The sequence below is a fragment of the Corynebacterium liangguodongii genome, assembly GCF_003070865.1.
Classification (GTDB): Bacteria; Actinomycetota; Actinomycetes; order Mycobacteriales; family Mycobacteriaceae; genus Corynebacterium; species Corynebacterium liangguodongii.
Window position 1 is genome coordinate 1,020,121 of the sequence record NZ_CP026948.1, and the last position, 14,911, is coordinate 1,035,031.

Consider the following 14,911-nt stretch of genomic DNA (forward strand, 5'->3'; position numbering starts at 1 on the left):
GCTTAGACCGCGACCCTCTTCCGGAACGACCAGTACGACCAGGCCTGGGCGATGATGACCGCGGGCAGCACGATGATTCCTGCCCAGCTCATGACCTTCAGCGTGTACGCGCTCGACGCCGCGGTGTAGATGTCCCAACCCGCGAACTCGCTCGTCGAGGGCACGACGAACGGGAAGAGAGAGCCGAAGAGCAACACGCTCACGGCGGCGATGGAGGCGGCGGTGGCGAAAAACGCGGCGCCGTCGCGCCCGGCGATAGCCGCCCACAGTGCGAGGGCGAGCGCGGCGATGGCTGCGGCAACGGCCCACAACGTCCACCCGTGGCCGGCGACGATGTGGATCCAGACGACAAACACGGCGGCGGCGATTGCCGCGGGGGCCGCGAGGTAGCGCAGCGCCAGCGTGCGCACTCGTCCGCGCAGCGGCTCCTCCGCCTTAAAAGCGACGAAGAGGGCCCCGTGGAGCATGAAGACGAGGACGAAGGCGAGCGCGCCGACGATGCCCAGCGGGTTAAACAGCCCGAGGAAGCCGTCTGCGAAGGAGTTGATGCGGCCTTGTTCGTCGAGCGGCATCCCGACGACGAGGTTCGTCATGGCCAGCCCCCACAAAAAGGCGGGCAGGTACGAGCCGAAGGCGGTGCCCGCGTCGCAACGCTTGCGCCAAGCCACGGTCTTGCCCTTGGAGCGCCACTCGAGGCAGACCCCGCGCACGATGAGACCGACGAGGATGAGCACGAGCACGAAGAAGAACCCGGAGAACATCGTCGCGTACCACTCCGGGAACGCCGCGAAAATCGCTGCGCCGGCGGTGACGAGCCACACCTCGTTGCCGTCCCAGAGCGGGCCGATGGTGCCTACCTGGGCGGTGCGCAGCTTATCGTTCTCCTCCTCGCTCTTCCCGCCAAGGAAGGGCAGGAGCATTCCGACCCCGAAGTCGAAGCCCTCGAGCACGAAGTAGCCGAGGAAGAGGAAGGCGATGCCGAGAAACCAAAAGGTATTGAGGTCCATTAGTTGTCCTTCCCGTGGGGCGTGGGCGCGTCAGGCGATGACGCGTGGGCGTGGGCGGGTCCGAAGGTGAGCGGTTCGAGCTCGTCGCTGTCCTGCGGCGCGGAGTGGGCATCGCCGTGGGCGTCCTCGAGCGCGATGCCGGGCTGGTCGAGCCCGTAGCGGGCGTAGCGACGCATCAGGTGAAACCAGACGATGGCGAGCGCGCCGTAGAGGAGCGTGAAGATGGACATGCTCACCAGCACCTGCCAGGGCTGGTGGTGGGACACGCCGAAGTCGACGAGGAGGTTGATGGAGTCCTCACCGTTCGGGGCTGGGGCGCCCTGGAACGCCGGGTTCGGGTGGACCACCCAGGGCTGGCGGCCCATCTCGGTGAAGACCCACCCGGAGAAGTTGGATAGCCACGGCGCCGGGAGGGCGGCGAGGCAGGCCAGCTCGATCCACCGCTGCGAGGGCACCCGCCGGCGGCGCGTCATCCACAGCGCGATGATGGCCATGATGACGGGCACCACCATGAACCCGATCATGAGGCGGAACGACCAGTAGGTGACGAAGAGGTTTGGGATGTAGTCACCCGGGCCGTAGAGCTGCTGGTAGTACTCGTTGAGGTCCATCGCACCCTGAAGCGTGACGCCGGAGAATTCGCCCTTGGCGAGGAACGACAAGACGTAGGGGACGTCGATCAAGTGCACCGCGGTCTCGCAGTTGTTCATCGTCGAGACCGACAGGACGGAAAATGCCGGGTCGGTCTCGGTGCGGCACAGCGCCTCCGCGGAAGCCATTTTCATCGGCTGCTGGATGAACATGAGCTTGGCCAGCGCGTCGCCGGTGAGGGTCACCCCGGCGGTGGCAACGAGGATCACCCAGGCCCCGAAACGGGTGCAGGTGCGCCAGGTGCGTGTGGCGATATCCACGTTGCCGCGGCGCCTCTCGCGTACCATCCACCAGCCGGAAATCCCGCACACGAAGGTGCCGGCGAGCATCCAGGATGCGAAGACGGCGTGGGGGAAGGCCTGCAGCGCGGTGCTGTTGGTCAGCAGCGCCCACAAGTCGGTGAGCTCGGCGCGGCGGGTCTCGGGGTTAAACCGGGCGCCCACGGGGTGCTGCATAAACGAGTTGGCGACGATGATGAAGTAGGCGGAGACGTTCACCGCGACGGCGACGGTCCAGATCGAGGCGAGGTGGGCCCAGCGCGGGATGCGGCCCCACCCGAAGATCCACACGCCGAGGAAGACCGATTCGAAGAAGAAGGCGGCGAGGCCCTCGAAGGCGAGCGGGGCGCCGAAGACATCGCCGACGAAGCTGGCGTATTCGGACCAGTTCATGCCGAATTGGAACTCTTGAACCAGCCCGGTGACGATACCCATGGCGAAGTTGATGAGGAAGAGGTTGCCAAAGAAGCGGGTCGCTCGGTACCACTGGCTGCGCCCGCTGACCTGCCAGACCGTCTGCATGATGGCCACGATGGGGGCAAGGCCGATGGTGAGCGGGACGAAGATGTAGTGGTAGACGGTGGTGATACCGAACTGCCACCGTGAGAGGTCGACCAGGTCTAGCTCCATGGTGCGGGGCTCCTAGCTTGTCAGGGACGGGCGTAATAATAGGAAGAACTGTACGTGTTAATAAGTACAGCTATGTCATAGTAGTCGGCCGCGGGGGCTGTAAAGTTCCCGCACGCCGCTGCGACGCCGCACAGCGGCGCCCGGGGCGCTATAGCGCGGCGCTGACCTTGGTGGCGGCGTCGATAAGTGTTTTTCCCCACTTCGCCCCGGGGCTGGGCGCGAACCTCTCCGTCGGGCCGGAGATGGAGAGCACCGCCACGAGGATGCCTTGGGCGTCGAAGACCGGCGAGGAGACGCTCGCGAGGCCTACCTCGCGCTCGGCGACGGACTCGGCGAGGCGCTCCGCGCGGGCGAGGTCGAGCTCGGCGGGGGTAAACGGGTGGTCGCGCACTGTGTCGAAGGCCGCGAACACGCGCGCGGCGGAACCCGCCGTGAGGGGGAGCTGCGATCCCACCGGCACGGTGTAGGTCAGCCCGCTCGGCGGCTCTTCCGCGGCGATGCACGTGCGGGTCGCGCCGGTCAGGACGTAGAGCTGCACCGATTCCCCGGTCGAGGCGACCAGCTCGCGCATGATCGGCTCTGCCGCGGAGATGAGGCGTGGGGAGGCCTTGGCGGAAAAACCCGCTAGCGCGGGCCCGATCGTCCATTCGCCCGCCGGGGTGCGGGTGAGCACCCGGTGGACCTCAAGCGCGGAGGCGATGCGGTGGGTCGTGGCGCGGGGCAGGCCGGTATCCTCACTGAGCGTGGCAAGGGTCTTGTCGCCCGTGGCCACGGACTGGATAATCGTAATGGCGCGGTCAAGGACTTTGATCCCGGAGTCTTCGCTATACTGTCTCACAACACGGATTCTATCATCCCGCATAATGGGAATGTGGGGGCTTGAGTGAGAGGAGGAAAGCAATGGGCGATACGCCTATGACGCTCGCGGAAAAGGTCTGGCGAGACCACGTCGTGACCAAGGGGGAGGGTGGGGACCCCGACCTGATCTACATCGACTTCCAGCTCCTCCACGAGGTCACCAGCCCGCAGGCCTTCGACGGTCTGCGCATGTCGGGGCGCACCATTCGCCACCCCGAACAGCACCTGGCTACCGAGGACCACAACGTTCCCACCCTCGGCATCCACACCGGAAACCTGCTCGAAATCGTCGAGCCGACCTCGCGCACCCAGGTCGAGACCCTGCGGCGCAACTGCGAGGAGTTCGGGGTCAAGCTGCACCCCATGGGCGACGTCAAGCAGGGTATCGTCCACACCGTCGGCCCGCAGCTCGGCATCACCCAGCCCGGCATGACCATCGTCTGCGGCGATTCGCACACCTCCACCCACGGCGCCTTCGGCTCCATCGCGATGGGCATCGGCACCTCCGAAGTCGAGCACGTCATGGCCACCCAGACGCTTTCTCTCAAGCCGTTTAAGACGATGGCCATCGAGGTCTCCGGCGAGCTCGCCGAGGGCGTGACGGCGAAGGACCTCATCTTGGCCATCATCGCCAAGATCGGCACGAATGGCGGCCAGGGCCACATCATCGAATACCGCGGCGAGGCCGTGCGGAAGCTCTCCATGGAAGCGCGCATGACCATGTGCAACATGTCCATCGAGGCCGGCGCCCGCGCAGGCATGGTCGCCCCCGACGAGAAGACCTTCGACTACGTCAAAGGCCGCGAGTACGCGCCCAAGGGTGCCGACTGGGACGCCGCCGTCGAATACTGGAAGACGCTGCCGACGGACGAGGGCGCGAGCTTCGACACCGTCGTGGAGATCGACGGCTCCGCGCTGACTCCCTTTGTCACCTGGGGCACCAACCCGGGCCAGGGCCTGCCGCTGTCCGAGTCCGTGCCGGACCCGGAGGATTTCACGGACGAGACCTCCAAGCGCGCTGCCGAGAAGGCGCTCAGGTACATGGACTTGACCCCGGGCACACCGCTGCGCGAGATCAGGATCGACACCGTCTTCCTCGGCTCCTGCACCAACGCCCGGATCGAGGACCTGCGCGCCGCCGCGGAGGTGATTAAGGGCCGCCGCATCGCCGAAGGCACCCGCATGATGGTCGTGCCGTCCTCGGCGATGGTCAAGCAGCAGGCCGAGGAGGAGGGCCTCGATGCCATCTTCACCGAGTTCGGTGCCGAGTGGCGCACCGCTGGCTGCTCAATGTGCCTTGGTATGAACCCCGACCAGCTCGCGCCCGGGGAGCGCTCGGCCTCGACGTCGAACCGCAATTTCGAGGGCCGCCAGGGCCCCGGCGGGCGCACCCACCTCGTCTCCCCGCTCGTCGCCGCCGCCACAGCCGTCGCCGGCCACCTTGCCAGCCCCGCCGACCTGAAGTAAGGAACACAGACAATGGAGAAGTTTTCCACCCACACCGGCGTCGGGGTCCCGCTGACCCGCTCGAACGTCGATACCGACCAGATCATCCCCGCCCGCTACCTCAAGCGGGTGACGCGCACGGGGTTTGAAGACGGGCTGTTTTCCAACTGGCGGAGCAACGAGCCCGACTTCGTGCTCAACCAGGAGCCGTATAAGAACGGCTCGGTCCTCTTCGCCGGTCCGGATTTCGGCACCGGGTCTTCCCGCGAGCACGCCGTGTGGGCGCTGGGCGATTACGGCTTCCGCGCCGTGTTCTCCCCGCGCTTCGCCGACATCTTCCGCGGCAACGCGGGCAAGGCGGGCCTGCTCGCGGGCATCATGAGCGAGGCCGACATCGAGCTCATCTGGAAGCAGCTCGAGCAAAACCCCGGCATGGAGGTCACCGTGAGCCTTGTCGATCGCACGGTCACGGCGGGGGAGAACACCTACACCTTCGACATCGACGACTACACGCGCTGGCGGCTCATGGAGGGCCTCGACGACATCGGGCTCACGCTTCGCGACGCCTCCGCGATCGACGCCTACGAAGCCACGCGCCCGGCCTTCAAGCCGAGCGTGTAGCCGCAGACCTTTCTCGCTGCGGCTAGCGCACCGGCAGGGCGGAGGGCATGTAGTCCGCCCCGGTGAGGTCCTCCCCGCTGAAGGAGAGGACCCACACGCCGCCCTTTTTCACGTTGATGGGGGCGTCGATAGGCAGCCTGCCCGAATCCGAGAGCCAGGCGATCATGTCGGGCATGACCTGCCCCTGGGCGCAGATCACGCTCACCCCGCCGAGGCGCACCACGTCCATAAACGCCTCCTTGCAGGAGACCTGGTTATCCACCCAGGCGGCATCGCCGAAGCGGGGGTCGACGGTGACGTCGAGCCCGAGCTCGTCGGCAAGCGGGGCGACGGTCGTGTGGCAACGGTCCGGCTCGGCGGAGTAGATCCGCTGCGGGGCGAACGGCGCGAGCTCAGGCACGAGCATCTCCGATTGCCGCCGCCCCTTCTTATCGAGCGGACGGAGGTTATCGTCGCCGCTCCACTTCTCCCGCTCGTGGGCGCGGGCGTGGCGCACGTAGAGGATCCGCGCGGTCGCGGGGAGGCGGAAGCGCTTGAGCGCCTTATCCAACACCTCGCGGTCGAGATCGTAGGTCAACAGCTCGCGCGCGGCAGCGATGGTGAGCCAGCGGATCGCATCGACCTCGTCGTTGGCAACGAACTCGCCGCCTACCACCTCGCCCGTCCAGTAGTAGACGACCTTGGTGGTGTTCTTCACCGGGTAGATCGTCTTTCCCAGAAGCTTGCCCAGGCGCACATCGAACCCGGTTTCTTCCTTGATCTCGCGTACAGCGGCGGCCACCAACGACTCGCCGGGGTCGACCTTGCCCTTGGCCAGGGACCAGTCGTCGTAGCGCGGCCGGTGGATGCAGGCGACCTCGATCGCCTCGACATTTTCGAGGTCCCCGCGCCACAGCACCGCCCCCGCCGCCAGCGTGGTCTTGTCGAACTCGCGCTCTGGGTGGCGGGGGATCTCTTGGTGGCGCCCGGTCAAAAACTTCTCGCCGTTCTCGTCCTTATCGGTCTCGTGCAACTTCGCCATGCCAACATTGTTGCCTAAGGTGGCCCCGATGGCGAACTTGGCGCGGCACGGGCTCGCCGATGTTTTCGCCCCACTACTGTTGGGTGGCGGCGCACGGAAGAAGGGGCCGAGGAGTGTTTCGAGAAGGAGAGGGGAGCAAATGGTAGGCGTAGCGGTGATGGGTGCGGGCTCGTGGGGCACGGCCCTGGCTAAGGTGTTCGCGGACGCGGGTAACACGGTCGCCCTCTGGGCGCGCCGCGGCGAGCTCGCGGAGGCGATCAACGCCGGCCACGAAAACGCCGACTACCTACCTGGCATCGAGCTGCCCGCGGCGATTCACGCTACCGACGACCCGCAGGCAGCGCTCGAGGGCGCAGACATCGTCGTCTTCGCCGTCCCCAGCCAGACCATGCGCGCGAACCTCACCGCGTGGGCGCCGCTTTTGCCCGCGGATGCGACGCTGGTGTCCATCTCTAAGGGCATCGAGCAGGGCACACACCTGCGGATGAGCCAGATCATCGCGGCTATCACGGGCGCGAACGAGGAGCGCATCGCAGTGCTCACCGGCCCAAACCTCGCCCGCGAGGTCGCCGAGGAGCAGCCCACGGCCACCGTCATCGCCTGTACGAACCTCAACCGCGCCAAGCTCGTGCAGGCGGCCTGCGCGACGCTGTATATGCGCCCCTACACCAACACCGACGTCATCGGCGCCGAGTTCGGCGGCGCCTGCAAGAACGTCATTGCGCTCGCAAGTGGCATGGCCGTGGGCCTGGAGCTGGGGAGCAACACTCAGGCCACCTTGATCACCAGGGGGCTCGCGGAGATCACGCGCCTGGGCGTCGAGCTCGGCGCCGACCCGCGCACCTTCTCCGGGCTCGCCGGGATGGGTGACCTGGTGGCCACGTGCACCTCACCGCTGTCGCGCAACCGCACCTTCGGCGCCGCCTTGAGCAAGGGCGCTAGCGTCGATGAGGCGCGTCGGCAGACCAAGGGGCAGGTCGCCGAGGGGGTCATCTCCTCCCAGTCGATCCATCAGCTGGCCCAGGAGGCGGGCGTGGATATGCCGATCACCGCCGCCGTCCACGCCGTCTGCCACGAAGGCGCGGTGGTCAAAGACGCCATCGTCGCGTTGATGGGTCGCTCCAAGAAATCCGAATAGGGCGCTGTAGTGTCCAAGGGGTGATTCGCGTAGCAGTAATTTACGGTGGACGCTCCACCGAGCACTCCATTTCCTGCATCTCGGCGGGGGCGATTATGGCAGAGCTGCCCTCGGACACCTTCGAGGTCTACCCCGTCGGCATCACGCGAGAAGGCGCCTGGGTGGAAGGGCAGCTCGACCCGGTCCGCGGGGAGACGCTGCCCGTCGTCGGCCCCGGCCGCGAGATCGCGTTGTCGCTCAACCCCGACCGCCGCGGCCAGTTCAACGACGTCGAGACCGGCGAGCACCTCGCCACCGTCGACGTCGCCTTCCCCGTCCTGCACGGCAAGTACGGCGAGGACGGCACGATCCAGGGCTTCTTCGAGCTCTCCGGCCTGCCGTTCGTCGGACCCGGGGTGCTCGCCTCGGCGTGTGGGATGGATAAGGAATACACAAAGAAGCTGGTCAAGGCGGCGGGGATCGACGTGGCCGACGAGGTGGTGCTGCGCCGCGGAGAGGAGCTCACCGACGCGGACAAGGACCGCCTCGGTCTGCCCGTCTTCGTCAAACCCGCCGAGGGTGGATCCTCCATCGGCGTGTCCAAGGTCGAGGATTGGGCGCTGCTGCCGGAGGCGCTTGAGCTCGCCTTCGCCTCGGACGACAAGGTCATCGTCGAAGCCGAGCTCGTCGGGGACGAGGTCGAGGTCGGCGTCATCGAGCACCCCGACGGCCGAGTTCAGGCCTCGGTGCCCGCGAAGCTCAACGGCACCTCGGAGGCGGAGGAGGGCTTCTACGGCTTCGAGGCGAAATACCTCGACGAGGGCGTCACGGCGACCATCCCGGCGCCTTACGACGACGCGACGATCGCCGAGGTCCAGAACCTGGCGGTGAGGGCGTTCCGTGCGCTCGGCTGCCGCGGGCTGACCCGGGTGGATTTCTTCCTCACCTCCCGCGGCCCGGTGCTCAACGAGGTCAACACCATGCCCGGCTTCACCTCGATTTCGATGTACCCCCAGATGTTCCAAGCCAGCGGTCTGAGCTACCCGGAGCTAGTGTCAATCCTGGTCAGGACCGCTCAGGCACGGTCTCCTCGATAGCCTCGGTCAGCTCGGTGACCACGGCGTTGCCCTCCTCGCCGGGCAGGTAGGCCGCCACGACTGCCTCCCGGCCGAGAGCGAACCACGTCGAGGAACCGCCGCCGGCGCTCAGCGTCTCGTCGACAAACCACGGCACGGAGTTGATTTGGTAGAGCTGCGCGCCGGGGGCGTAGTTCTCCGGGTGGGCCACGCCGCAGCGCACGACGATGGGCTCTTTGCCGGGGGCCTGCCACGCCGCCGTGAGCCGCTCGGGCACATCGATGCGCTCGTAGGTCTCCGCGAGGCGGGCGGGGAGGGTCTCGATGAGCGCGCGACACGCCTCTCCGTCCGCCTCAGGCGCGGCGGCCAGCTGGCTTAGCGGCGCGGGTGCAGGGGAGGGATCAGCGGCGGGCAGGCTATCCGCCAGCACGCCAGCTCTCGGGTCTATCCGCGCAGCGTCCCGGTCAACCGTCACGGCGACGGCCGGGGCGCGGTCGGTGGTGTAGAAGGTGGTGAGAGTGGAGCCGGGCACGGGGTCGTCGATACGCATCCAGCTCGCGCCCCCGACCATCTCGATGGGGGTGTATGCGGTGTATTGCAGCGGCATGTCGACCCCGCAGCGCAGGGTGACGCGTTCGCGTGTCGACGCCTGCCACGCCGCCGCCCCGGCGGGTGCCGGTTCGGCGAGCTCAGCGCGGGTCAACCCGGCTAACCGCTTGGGCATCGCGGCGATGAACTGCGCGCATTCCGGCGAGTCGGCCTGCGGCGAAGGCAGCTGCGGCATGGACACTGGCTGGAGCGCAACGCGGTTGAAGTAGACTTTGGCACCGGCGAGCACGCCCACCACGAGCGCGAGCGCGAGGACCAAGCTGATTGCGATGAACGGTTTCGCGATCGGGCTAGCCTGGAGCTTGTTGCTTTGGCTCATAAGCGTCACATCCTATCGAAAGGCCCACCTCACCGTTGATTCGCACAGGCTTTAGCGCTGCCGGGCCCACCCTTGCAGAGGTGGGCGAATACGAGGTCATCCGCGCGATTAGGCAAGCCGCGCCCTCGGCGCTCAACGGCGACGACGCCGCGGTCTTTACCCCTTCCGTGCCGAACTCGCGGGTCGTGGCCACCACGGACATGCTCGTGGAGGGGCGCCACTTCACCCCTGAGTTCACCACGCCTTTTGACCTCGGGCGCAAGGCCGTGGTGCAGAACTTCGCCGATGTCGAGGCGATGGGGGCGCGCCCGATCGCGGCGGTGCTCGCCCTCTCCGCGCCGGGCTCGACGCCGCTGGAGGTGGTGCGCGAGCTCGCCGCCGGGATCCAATCGAAGGTCGGCGAATACTCCTGCGAGCTCGTCGGCGGCGACGTGACCAGCGGAGAGCAGCTCGTGCTGTCGCTCAGCGCGATCGGCTCGCTCGGCGGCAGTCTGCCGCCGCTGCGCCTTGCGGGAGCGCGTGCCGGCCAGCGCGTCGTGGCGCACGGCAACATCGGCTACTCCGCCGCCGGCCTGGCGCTGCTGCAATCCGGCGCGCAGATCCCCACAGCTCTCTACCCGCTGGTCCACGCCTACCAGTGCCCCCAGCTCACCCCCGGCCGCGGGCTCATCGCGCGCGCCGCCGGGGCGACCGCGATGACGGACAACTCAGATGGCCTCGTGCGAGACGTCTCCGCGCTGGCGTCGCAGTCGAACGTGCTCATCGACCTCTACTCCGCAGCATTGGCCCCGGACGAGCTCCTCTGCGCAGCGGGCGAGCTGCTCGGTGAGGACCCGTGGGCGTGGGTGCTCACGGGCGGGGAGGATCACACGCTTGTGGGCACGACCGAGGGCGATGCGCCGGTCGGCTTCCGCACGATAGGCAGCGTGCGCAAGGGATCTGGCGTGCTTGTCGACGCCTTAGAGCCCGCCTACACGGACGGTTGGGAGAGCTTCTTATGACGCTTCCTGTCCACGAGTCTTGGCAGTCCCCGCTCGCACCCGTAGAGGAGCGCATCCACGCGATGGGGCAGTTTTTGCGCGCGGAAGGTGCCTACCTGCCGCGCGGCAACGACATCCTGCGCGCGTTTGCCGACCCTTTCGACGCAGTCCGCGTGCTTATCGTCGGCCAGGATCCCTACCCGAGCCCCGGGCACCCGATGGGACTGGCGTTTTCCACCCAGCCCGGCGTCGCCGCGCCGCGCTCCCTGGTCAACATCTACCGAGAGCTCGAGGCTGATCTCGGCATCCCGCCGCGCGCAGACGGCGACTTGAGCAGCTGGGCAGGCCAAGGGATCATGCTGCTCAACAGGGTCCTCACCGTGCGCCCGGGCAAACCCGCCTCGCACCGTGGCAAGGGATGGGAGGCGGTGACCGAGGAGGCGATCCGCGCGCTGGCGCGGCGCGATCTGCCCCTCGTGGCCATCCTGTGGGGGCGCGACGCGCAGGGCGCGGCGGCCTTTTTGGGCGATATCCCCCGCATCGAATCGCCCCACCCTTCGCCGCTGTCGGCCAACCGTGGGTTTTTCGGCTCGAGGCCCTTCTCGCGCGCCAACGAGCTGCTCGAGGCGCAGGGGGTCAGCGGTGTCGACTGGTCGTTGTAGACTGTGTGTCCATGGCTAACCCACCCGCGTTCGACGGCCCCCGCCTGCTGTCTTGGGCACAACGCTCGGCCGCCGAGCTCGAGCGCCGCAGGGTGGAGATCAACCAGCTCAACGTCTTCCCTGTGCCCGATTCGGATACCGGTTCCAACATGGCCCATACCATGGCGGCGGCGGTGCGGCAGGCCGCCGAGCTCGCCCCCGGTGCCAGCGCCGCCGAGGTGGCGGAGGCACTGGCCGTAGGCAGCATGCGCGGCGCCCGCGGAAACTCGGGCGTGGTGCTCTCCCAGGTCATCCGGGGGGTAGCGCAGTCGGTGGGTGAGGCACCCCTCGGCGGCGAGGCGGTGGCCGAGGCGCTGACAAGCGCGGTGGATTTCGTCGACCGCGCGATCGCGGAGCCCGTCGAGGGCACGGTGGTCACCGTCTTGCGCGCCGCGGCGGAAGCGGCCGGTGCCGCGCGCTCCTTGGGCCTCGAGGCGGTCGCAGCCGCGGCGAGCGATGCCGCGCGCGAGGCGCTCGCCCGCACCCCCTCCCAGCTGCCGGCACTGCGCGAGGCCGGGGTGGTCGATGCCGGGGGGACCGGACTTGCCATCCTGCTCGAGCAGCTCGTCAACGAGATCGCCGGGCGCGGCGGCGCGGTACCGGTCCCCCTACCAGATGAGGATGGCCAGCCCGCGCCCTACCTCGAGGTCATGTTTTTCTTCGACGGGCACTTAGATGCGCTCGAGGCGACGCTGCGCGAGCTTGGCGGCGATAGCATCGCGGTGGCCCGGGCGAGCGAGACCAGCGGCAGGGTGCACGTCCACTCGCGCCGGGCCGGTGCCGTCATCGAGGCCGCCTTCGCGGCCGGACAGGTCAGCGGCCTGCGTCTCGAGGTGTTGCCCGATGATGACCCGGCAGCAGGGGCGGGGGAGGCCGCGCCCCGGCGGATCATCGTCGCGCTGGCGCCGCCCGGATCGGTCGCCGAGATCTTCCGCGAGGCCGGAGCGCTTGCGGTGGACGCCGGGGAGGACCCGGCCGGGGCTGTGCTGGAGGCGATCGCGGGGTCCCGGGCGCGGGAGGTCATCGTCTTGCCCAACGGCCTGATGGGGGCCGAGGAGATCGCGGAGGTGGAAAGGCGCGCCGGCGTCGAGCCCGGGGCGCTCAGCGTCGCCCCGACGGTGCGTTTGGTCAACGGCATCGCGGCCTTGTCTGTCTACGAGCCCGAGCAGCCGCTCGCCAGCGCCGCCTACACCATGGCGGAGGCGGCTGGGGCGATGCGCACGGCCGTGGTCCAGCGCACCAACGGCGGCATTTCCGTGGCCACGGCGGCGGGCGTGAGCGTCGAGGGCGGGTCGGCGGCCGAGGTGATCGCGCTCGCGTGCGAGCGCCTCCTCGGCCAGGGCGGTGAGCTCGTCTCCATCCTCTTCGACCCGGATCAGGTCGCCGCGGCGGAGATCGCCGCGCTCGGCCAGCCGGCGGCGGAGCTGCGTGCCCACCCGGCTGATGGGCTCGGAGTGATCGCGGAGATCGGGGTGGAGTAGGCAGGTGCTAGGTAACGTCGACACGCGCCCGCTCAACCTCGTCGTACCGCTCAAGCAGGCCCGTGCGCTCCACCGACACCTCGGCATGGAAACCTGCGGGGACCTGCTGCGCCATTACCCGCGCAAGTACCTGCACTACGGCTCGGGCGGTGCGCTCGAGGGCACCAGCGAAGGCGATACCATCAGCGTGATTGGCGATATCGTCTCCGCCAGGTCGAACCCCAAGGCGGCGAAGCCGATGCACATTATCACCGTCTTCGACGGAACGGCCACGATCGAGGCGACGTTTTTCGGTTCGCGGTACGCCGCTGGCGTGCTTACCGAGGGCCGGCGGGTCATGCTTACCGGAAAGCTCGGCTACTACCGCGGGGCGCCGCAGCTCAAGCACCCCGACTTCGTGCTTCTCGACGGCTCCGCGGAGGCCACCGGCGCGCTGCGCCAGCTCGCTCACTTCGGAAAGATCGACGACATCCTCGCCGGGCGCGAATGGCTGCCCATGTACCCAGCGACGTCGAAGGTGAGCACGTGGACGATCATGGGGGCGGTCCACGCCGTGCTCTCGACCCTGCCGCGCATTGAAGAGCCGCTCGGCGCGACCCCGATCGGGTTCTGCTCCCTCGACCTGGCCATCCGCGGCGTCCACGCGCCGCCGCCCGAGGGGCCCGGCCGGGCGCTGGCGAGGCTGAAGTACGAAGAGGCCAGCGGGGTCGCGCTTGTTATGGCCGTGCGCCGTGCCGAGCAGGCCCAGCGCGTGACCACGGCGCTGCCGCACGTGCGCGGCGGCGACATGGACACGCTGCTCAACCGCCTGCCCTACACGCTCACTGACGGGCAGAGTCTCGTGCTCGGGGAGATTAGCGCGGACCTCTCGCGCCCGCGGCCGATGAGCCGCCTGCTCCAGGGCGAGGTCGGTTCCGGAAAAACCATCGTGAGCCTTGTGGCGATGCTCCAGGCCATCGATAACGGCGCCCAGTGCGCGCTGCTCGCGCCCACCGAGGTGCTCGTCGCCCAGCACGCGCGCTCGCTCCAGGAGACGACGATGCGGGCGGGCCTTCCCACCCGCATCGTGGCGCTGACGGGTTCGATGTCAGCGGGGCGTCGCCAGGAAGCGCTGCTCTCCATCGTCTCGGGCGAGGCGGATATCGTCGTGGGCACCCACGCCCTGCTGCAAGAGGCCGTGGAGTTTTTCCGCCTCGGCCTCGTCATCGTCGATGAGCAGCACCGCTTCGGCGTGGAACAGAGGGATGCCCTGCGCGCGAAGTCCCCGGATGCCCCGCCGCACATGCTGGTGATGACGGCGACGCCGATCCCGCGCACCATGGCGATCACGGTCTTTGGCGATCTGGAAATCTCCACCCTCAAGGAGCTGCCGGGCGGACGCAAGCCAATCCAGTCCTCGCTGGTGCCCGAGTTCAAGCCGCGGTGGGTGGCGCGGGCGTGGGAGAAGATCCGCGAGGAAGCCGCGGCGGGGCGCCAGGCCTACATTGTTTGCCCGCGTATCGACGGCCCCGGCGGGGTGACCGAGACCGCAGAGGCGCTGGCGGACACCGAGTTTGAGGACCTAAGCGTCGGGGTGCTCCACGGCCGCCTCCCGGCGGAGGAGAAGGACGCCGTCATGGCAGACTTCTCCGCCGGCGGGATCGACGTGCTCGTCTCCACCACAGTCATCGAGGTGGGGGTGGATGTGCCCAACGCGACCGTGATGATGGTGCGCGAATCGGAGCACTTCGGGGTGAGCCAGCTCCACCAGCTGCGCGGTCGCGTCGGCCGCGGCGGCAACGCCTCGTTGTGCCTGTTTCACACGCGCGCAGAGCCGGGCACGCCGGCCTTCGAGCGCGTCAGCCAGGTCGCGGCGACGTCCGACGGCTTCGAGCTCGCCGAGCTCGACCTCAAGGCCCGCCAGGAAGGCGACATTTTGGGCGCGGCGCAATCCGGCAACAGGCGCACCCTGCGGCTGATCAACCTGGTTGCGGACTACGACATCGTGCGCCGCGCCTACGACGACGCCGAGGAGTTCGTGGCCCGCTTCCCCGCGCAGGCGGCTGATGCGGCGCGGGAGCTCGTCACGACGGTGCCGGAGGAGTGGGAATACCTGGATAAAACCTGAGACCGGTTA

At 68.3% G+C, this 14,911-nt stretch carries 13 protein-coding genes; 8 read left to right on the forward strand and 5 right to left on the reverse strand.

Annotation, left to right across the window (positions count from 1 at the left end; all coding sequences use genetic code 11):
- Window positions 1–2: 2 nt before the first annotated feature.
- The 3 genes from cydB to C3E79_RS04890 all read right to left on the reverse strand — a co-directional run bounded on the left by cydB (window position 3) and on the right by C3E79_RS04890 (window position 3,404).
- Window positions 3–1,007, reverse strand: a complete 1,005-nt coding sequence (cydB, locus tag C3E79_RS04880) for a cytochrome d ubiquinol oxidase subunit II (RefSeq protein ID WP_108403902.1) — start codon at window positions 1,005–1,007, stop codon at window positions 3–5.
- Entirely contained in the window at window positions 1,007–2,566 is a 1,560-nt protein-coding gene (locus C3E79_RS04885; RefSeq protein ID WP_108403903.1) for a cytochrome ubiquinol oxidase subunit I, read from the reverse strand. The genes cydB and C3E79_RS04885 overlap by 1 nt, the downstream gene beginning before the upstream one ends.
- A gap of 148 nt (window positions 2,567–2,714) precedes the next feature.
- Window positions 2,715–3,404: an IclR family transcriptional regulator gene (locus tag C3E79_RS04890; protein WP_412778873.1), complete on the reverse strand. Its 690-nt coding sequence runs from the start codon at window positions 3,402–3,404 to the stop codon at window positions 2,715–2,717.
- A 62-nt stretch (window positions 3,405–3,466) separates the two neighbouring features.
- On the opposite strand from C3E79_RS04890, the gene leuC reads away from it, so the two are divergent.
- Both leuC and leuD read left to right on the forward strand, forming a co-directional pair.
- The gene (gene leuC, locus C3E79_RS04895; RefSeq protein WP_108403905.1) at window positions 3,467–4,891 is read left to right on the forward strand and encodes a 3-isopropylmalate dehydratase large subunit; all 1,425 of its coding nucleotides are present in this window, start codon (window positions 3,467–3,469) and stop codon (window positions 4,889–4,891) included.
- Between the two features lie 12 nt (window positions 4,892–4,903).
- A complete protein-coding gene (gene leuD / locus C3E79_RS04900) occupies window positions 4,904–5,491 on the forward strand; it encodes a 3-isopropylmalate dehydratase small subunit (protein WP_108403906.1) in 588 nt (195 codons plus the stop codon).
- 22 nt (window positions 5,492–5,513) lie between these two features.
- Here the strand turns inward: leuD and C3E79_RS04905 are convergent, their stop codons facing one another.
- Complete coding sequence (locus C3E79_RS04905; protein ID WP_108403907.1) at window positions 5,514–6,512, reverse strand: NUDIX hydrolase; 999 nt, start codon at window positions 6,510–6,512, stop codon at window positions 5,514–5,516.
- Between the two features lie 139 nt (window positions 6,513–6,651).
- On the opposite strand from C3E79_RS04905, the gene C3E79_RS04910 reads away from it, so the two are divergent.
- Window positions 6,652–7,650: an NAD(P)H-dependent glycerol-3-phosphate dehydrogenase gene (locus C3E79_RS04910; protein WP_108403908.1), complete on the forward strand. Its 999-nt coding sequence runs from the start codon at window positions 6,652–6,654 to the stop codon at window positions 7,648–7,650.
- 20 nt (window positions 7,651–7,670) lie between these two features.
- Window positions 7,671–8,726 carry a D-alanine--D-alanine ligase family protein gene (locus C3E79_RS04915; RefSeq protein ID WP_108403909.1) on the forward strand — a complete coding sequence of 352 codons (1,056 nt, stop codon included), beginning with the start codon at window positions 7,671–7,673 and terminating at the stop codon, window positions 8,724–8,726.
- On the opposite strand, the gene C3E79_RS04920 is transcribed toward C3E79_RS04915, so the two are convergent.
- Window positions 8,695–9,633 carry a DUF3515 domain-containing protein gene (locus C3E79_RS04920; protein WP_108403910.1) on the reverse strand — a complete coding sequence of 313 codons (939 nt, stop codon included), beginning with the start codon at window positions 9,631–9,633 and terminating at the stop codon, window positions 8,695–8,697. The genes C3E79_RS04915 and C3E79_RS04920 overlap by 32 nt on opposite strands.
- Before the next feature lie 35 nt (window positions 9,634–9,668).
- On the opposite strand from C3E79_RS04920, the gene C3E79_RS04925 reads away from it, so the two are divergent.
- From C3E79_RS04925 to C3E79_RS04940, 4 genes are read left to right on the forward strand one after another with little or no spacing between them, the layout of a single operon-like run.
- Window positions 9,669–10,634, forward strand: coding sequence for a thiamine-phosphate kinase (locus tag C3E79_RS04925; protein ID WP_108403911.1), 966 nt, complete (start codon window positions 9,669–9,671; stop codon window positions 10,632–10,634).
- Complete coding sequence (locus C3E79_RS04930; RefSeq protein WP_108403912.1) at window positions 10,631–11,275, forward strand: uracil-DNA glycosylase; 645 nt, start codon at window positions 10,631–10,633, stop codon at window positions 11,273–11,275. Before C3E79_RS04925 ends, C3E79_RS04930 begins: the two co-directional genes overlap by 4 nt.
- Window positions 11,276–11,286: 11 nt before the next feature.
- A complete protein-coding gene (locus tag C3E79_RS04935; protein WP_108403913.1) occupies window positions 11,287–12,795 on the forward strand; it encodes a DAK2 domain-containing protein in 1,509 nt (502 codons plus the stop codon).
- A 4-nt stretch (window positions 12,796–12,799) separates the two neighbouring features.
- The gene (locus C3E79_RS04940) at window positions 12,800–14,902 is read left to right on the forward strand and encodes an ATP-dependent DNA helicase RecG (protein ID WP_108403914.1); all 2,103 of its coding nucleotides are present in this window, start codon (window positions 12,800–12,802) and stop codon (window positions 14,900–14,902) included.
- The last annotated feature ends 9 nt before the right edge of the window (window positions 14,903–14,911 follow it).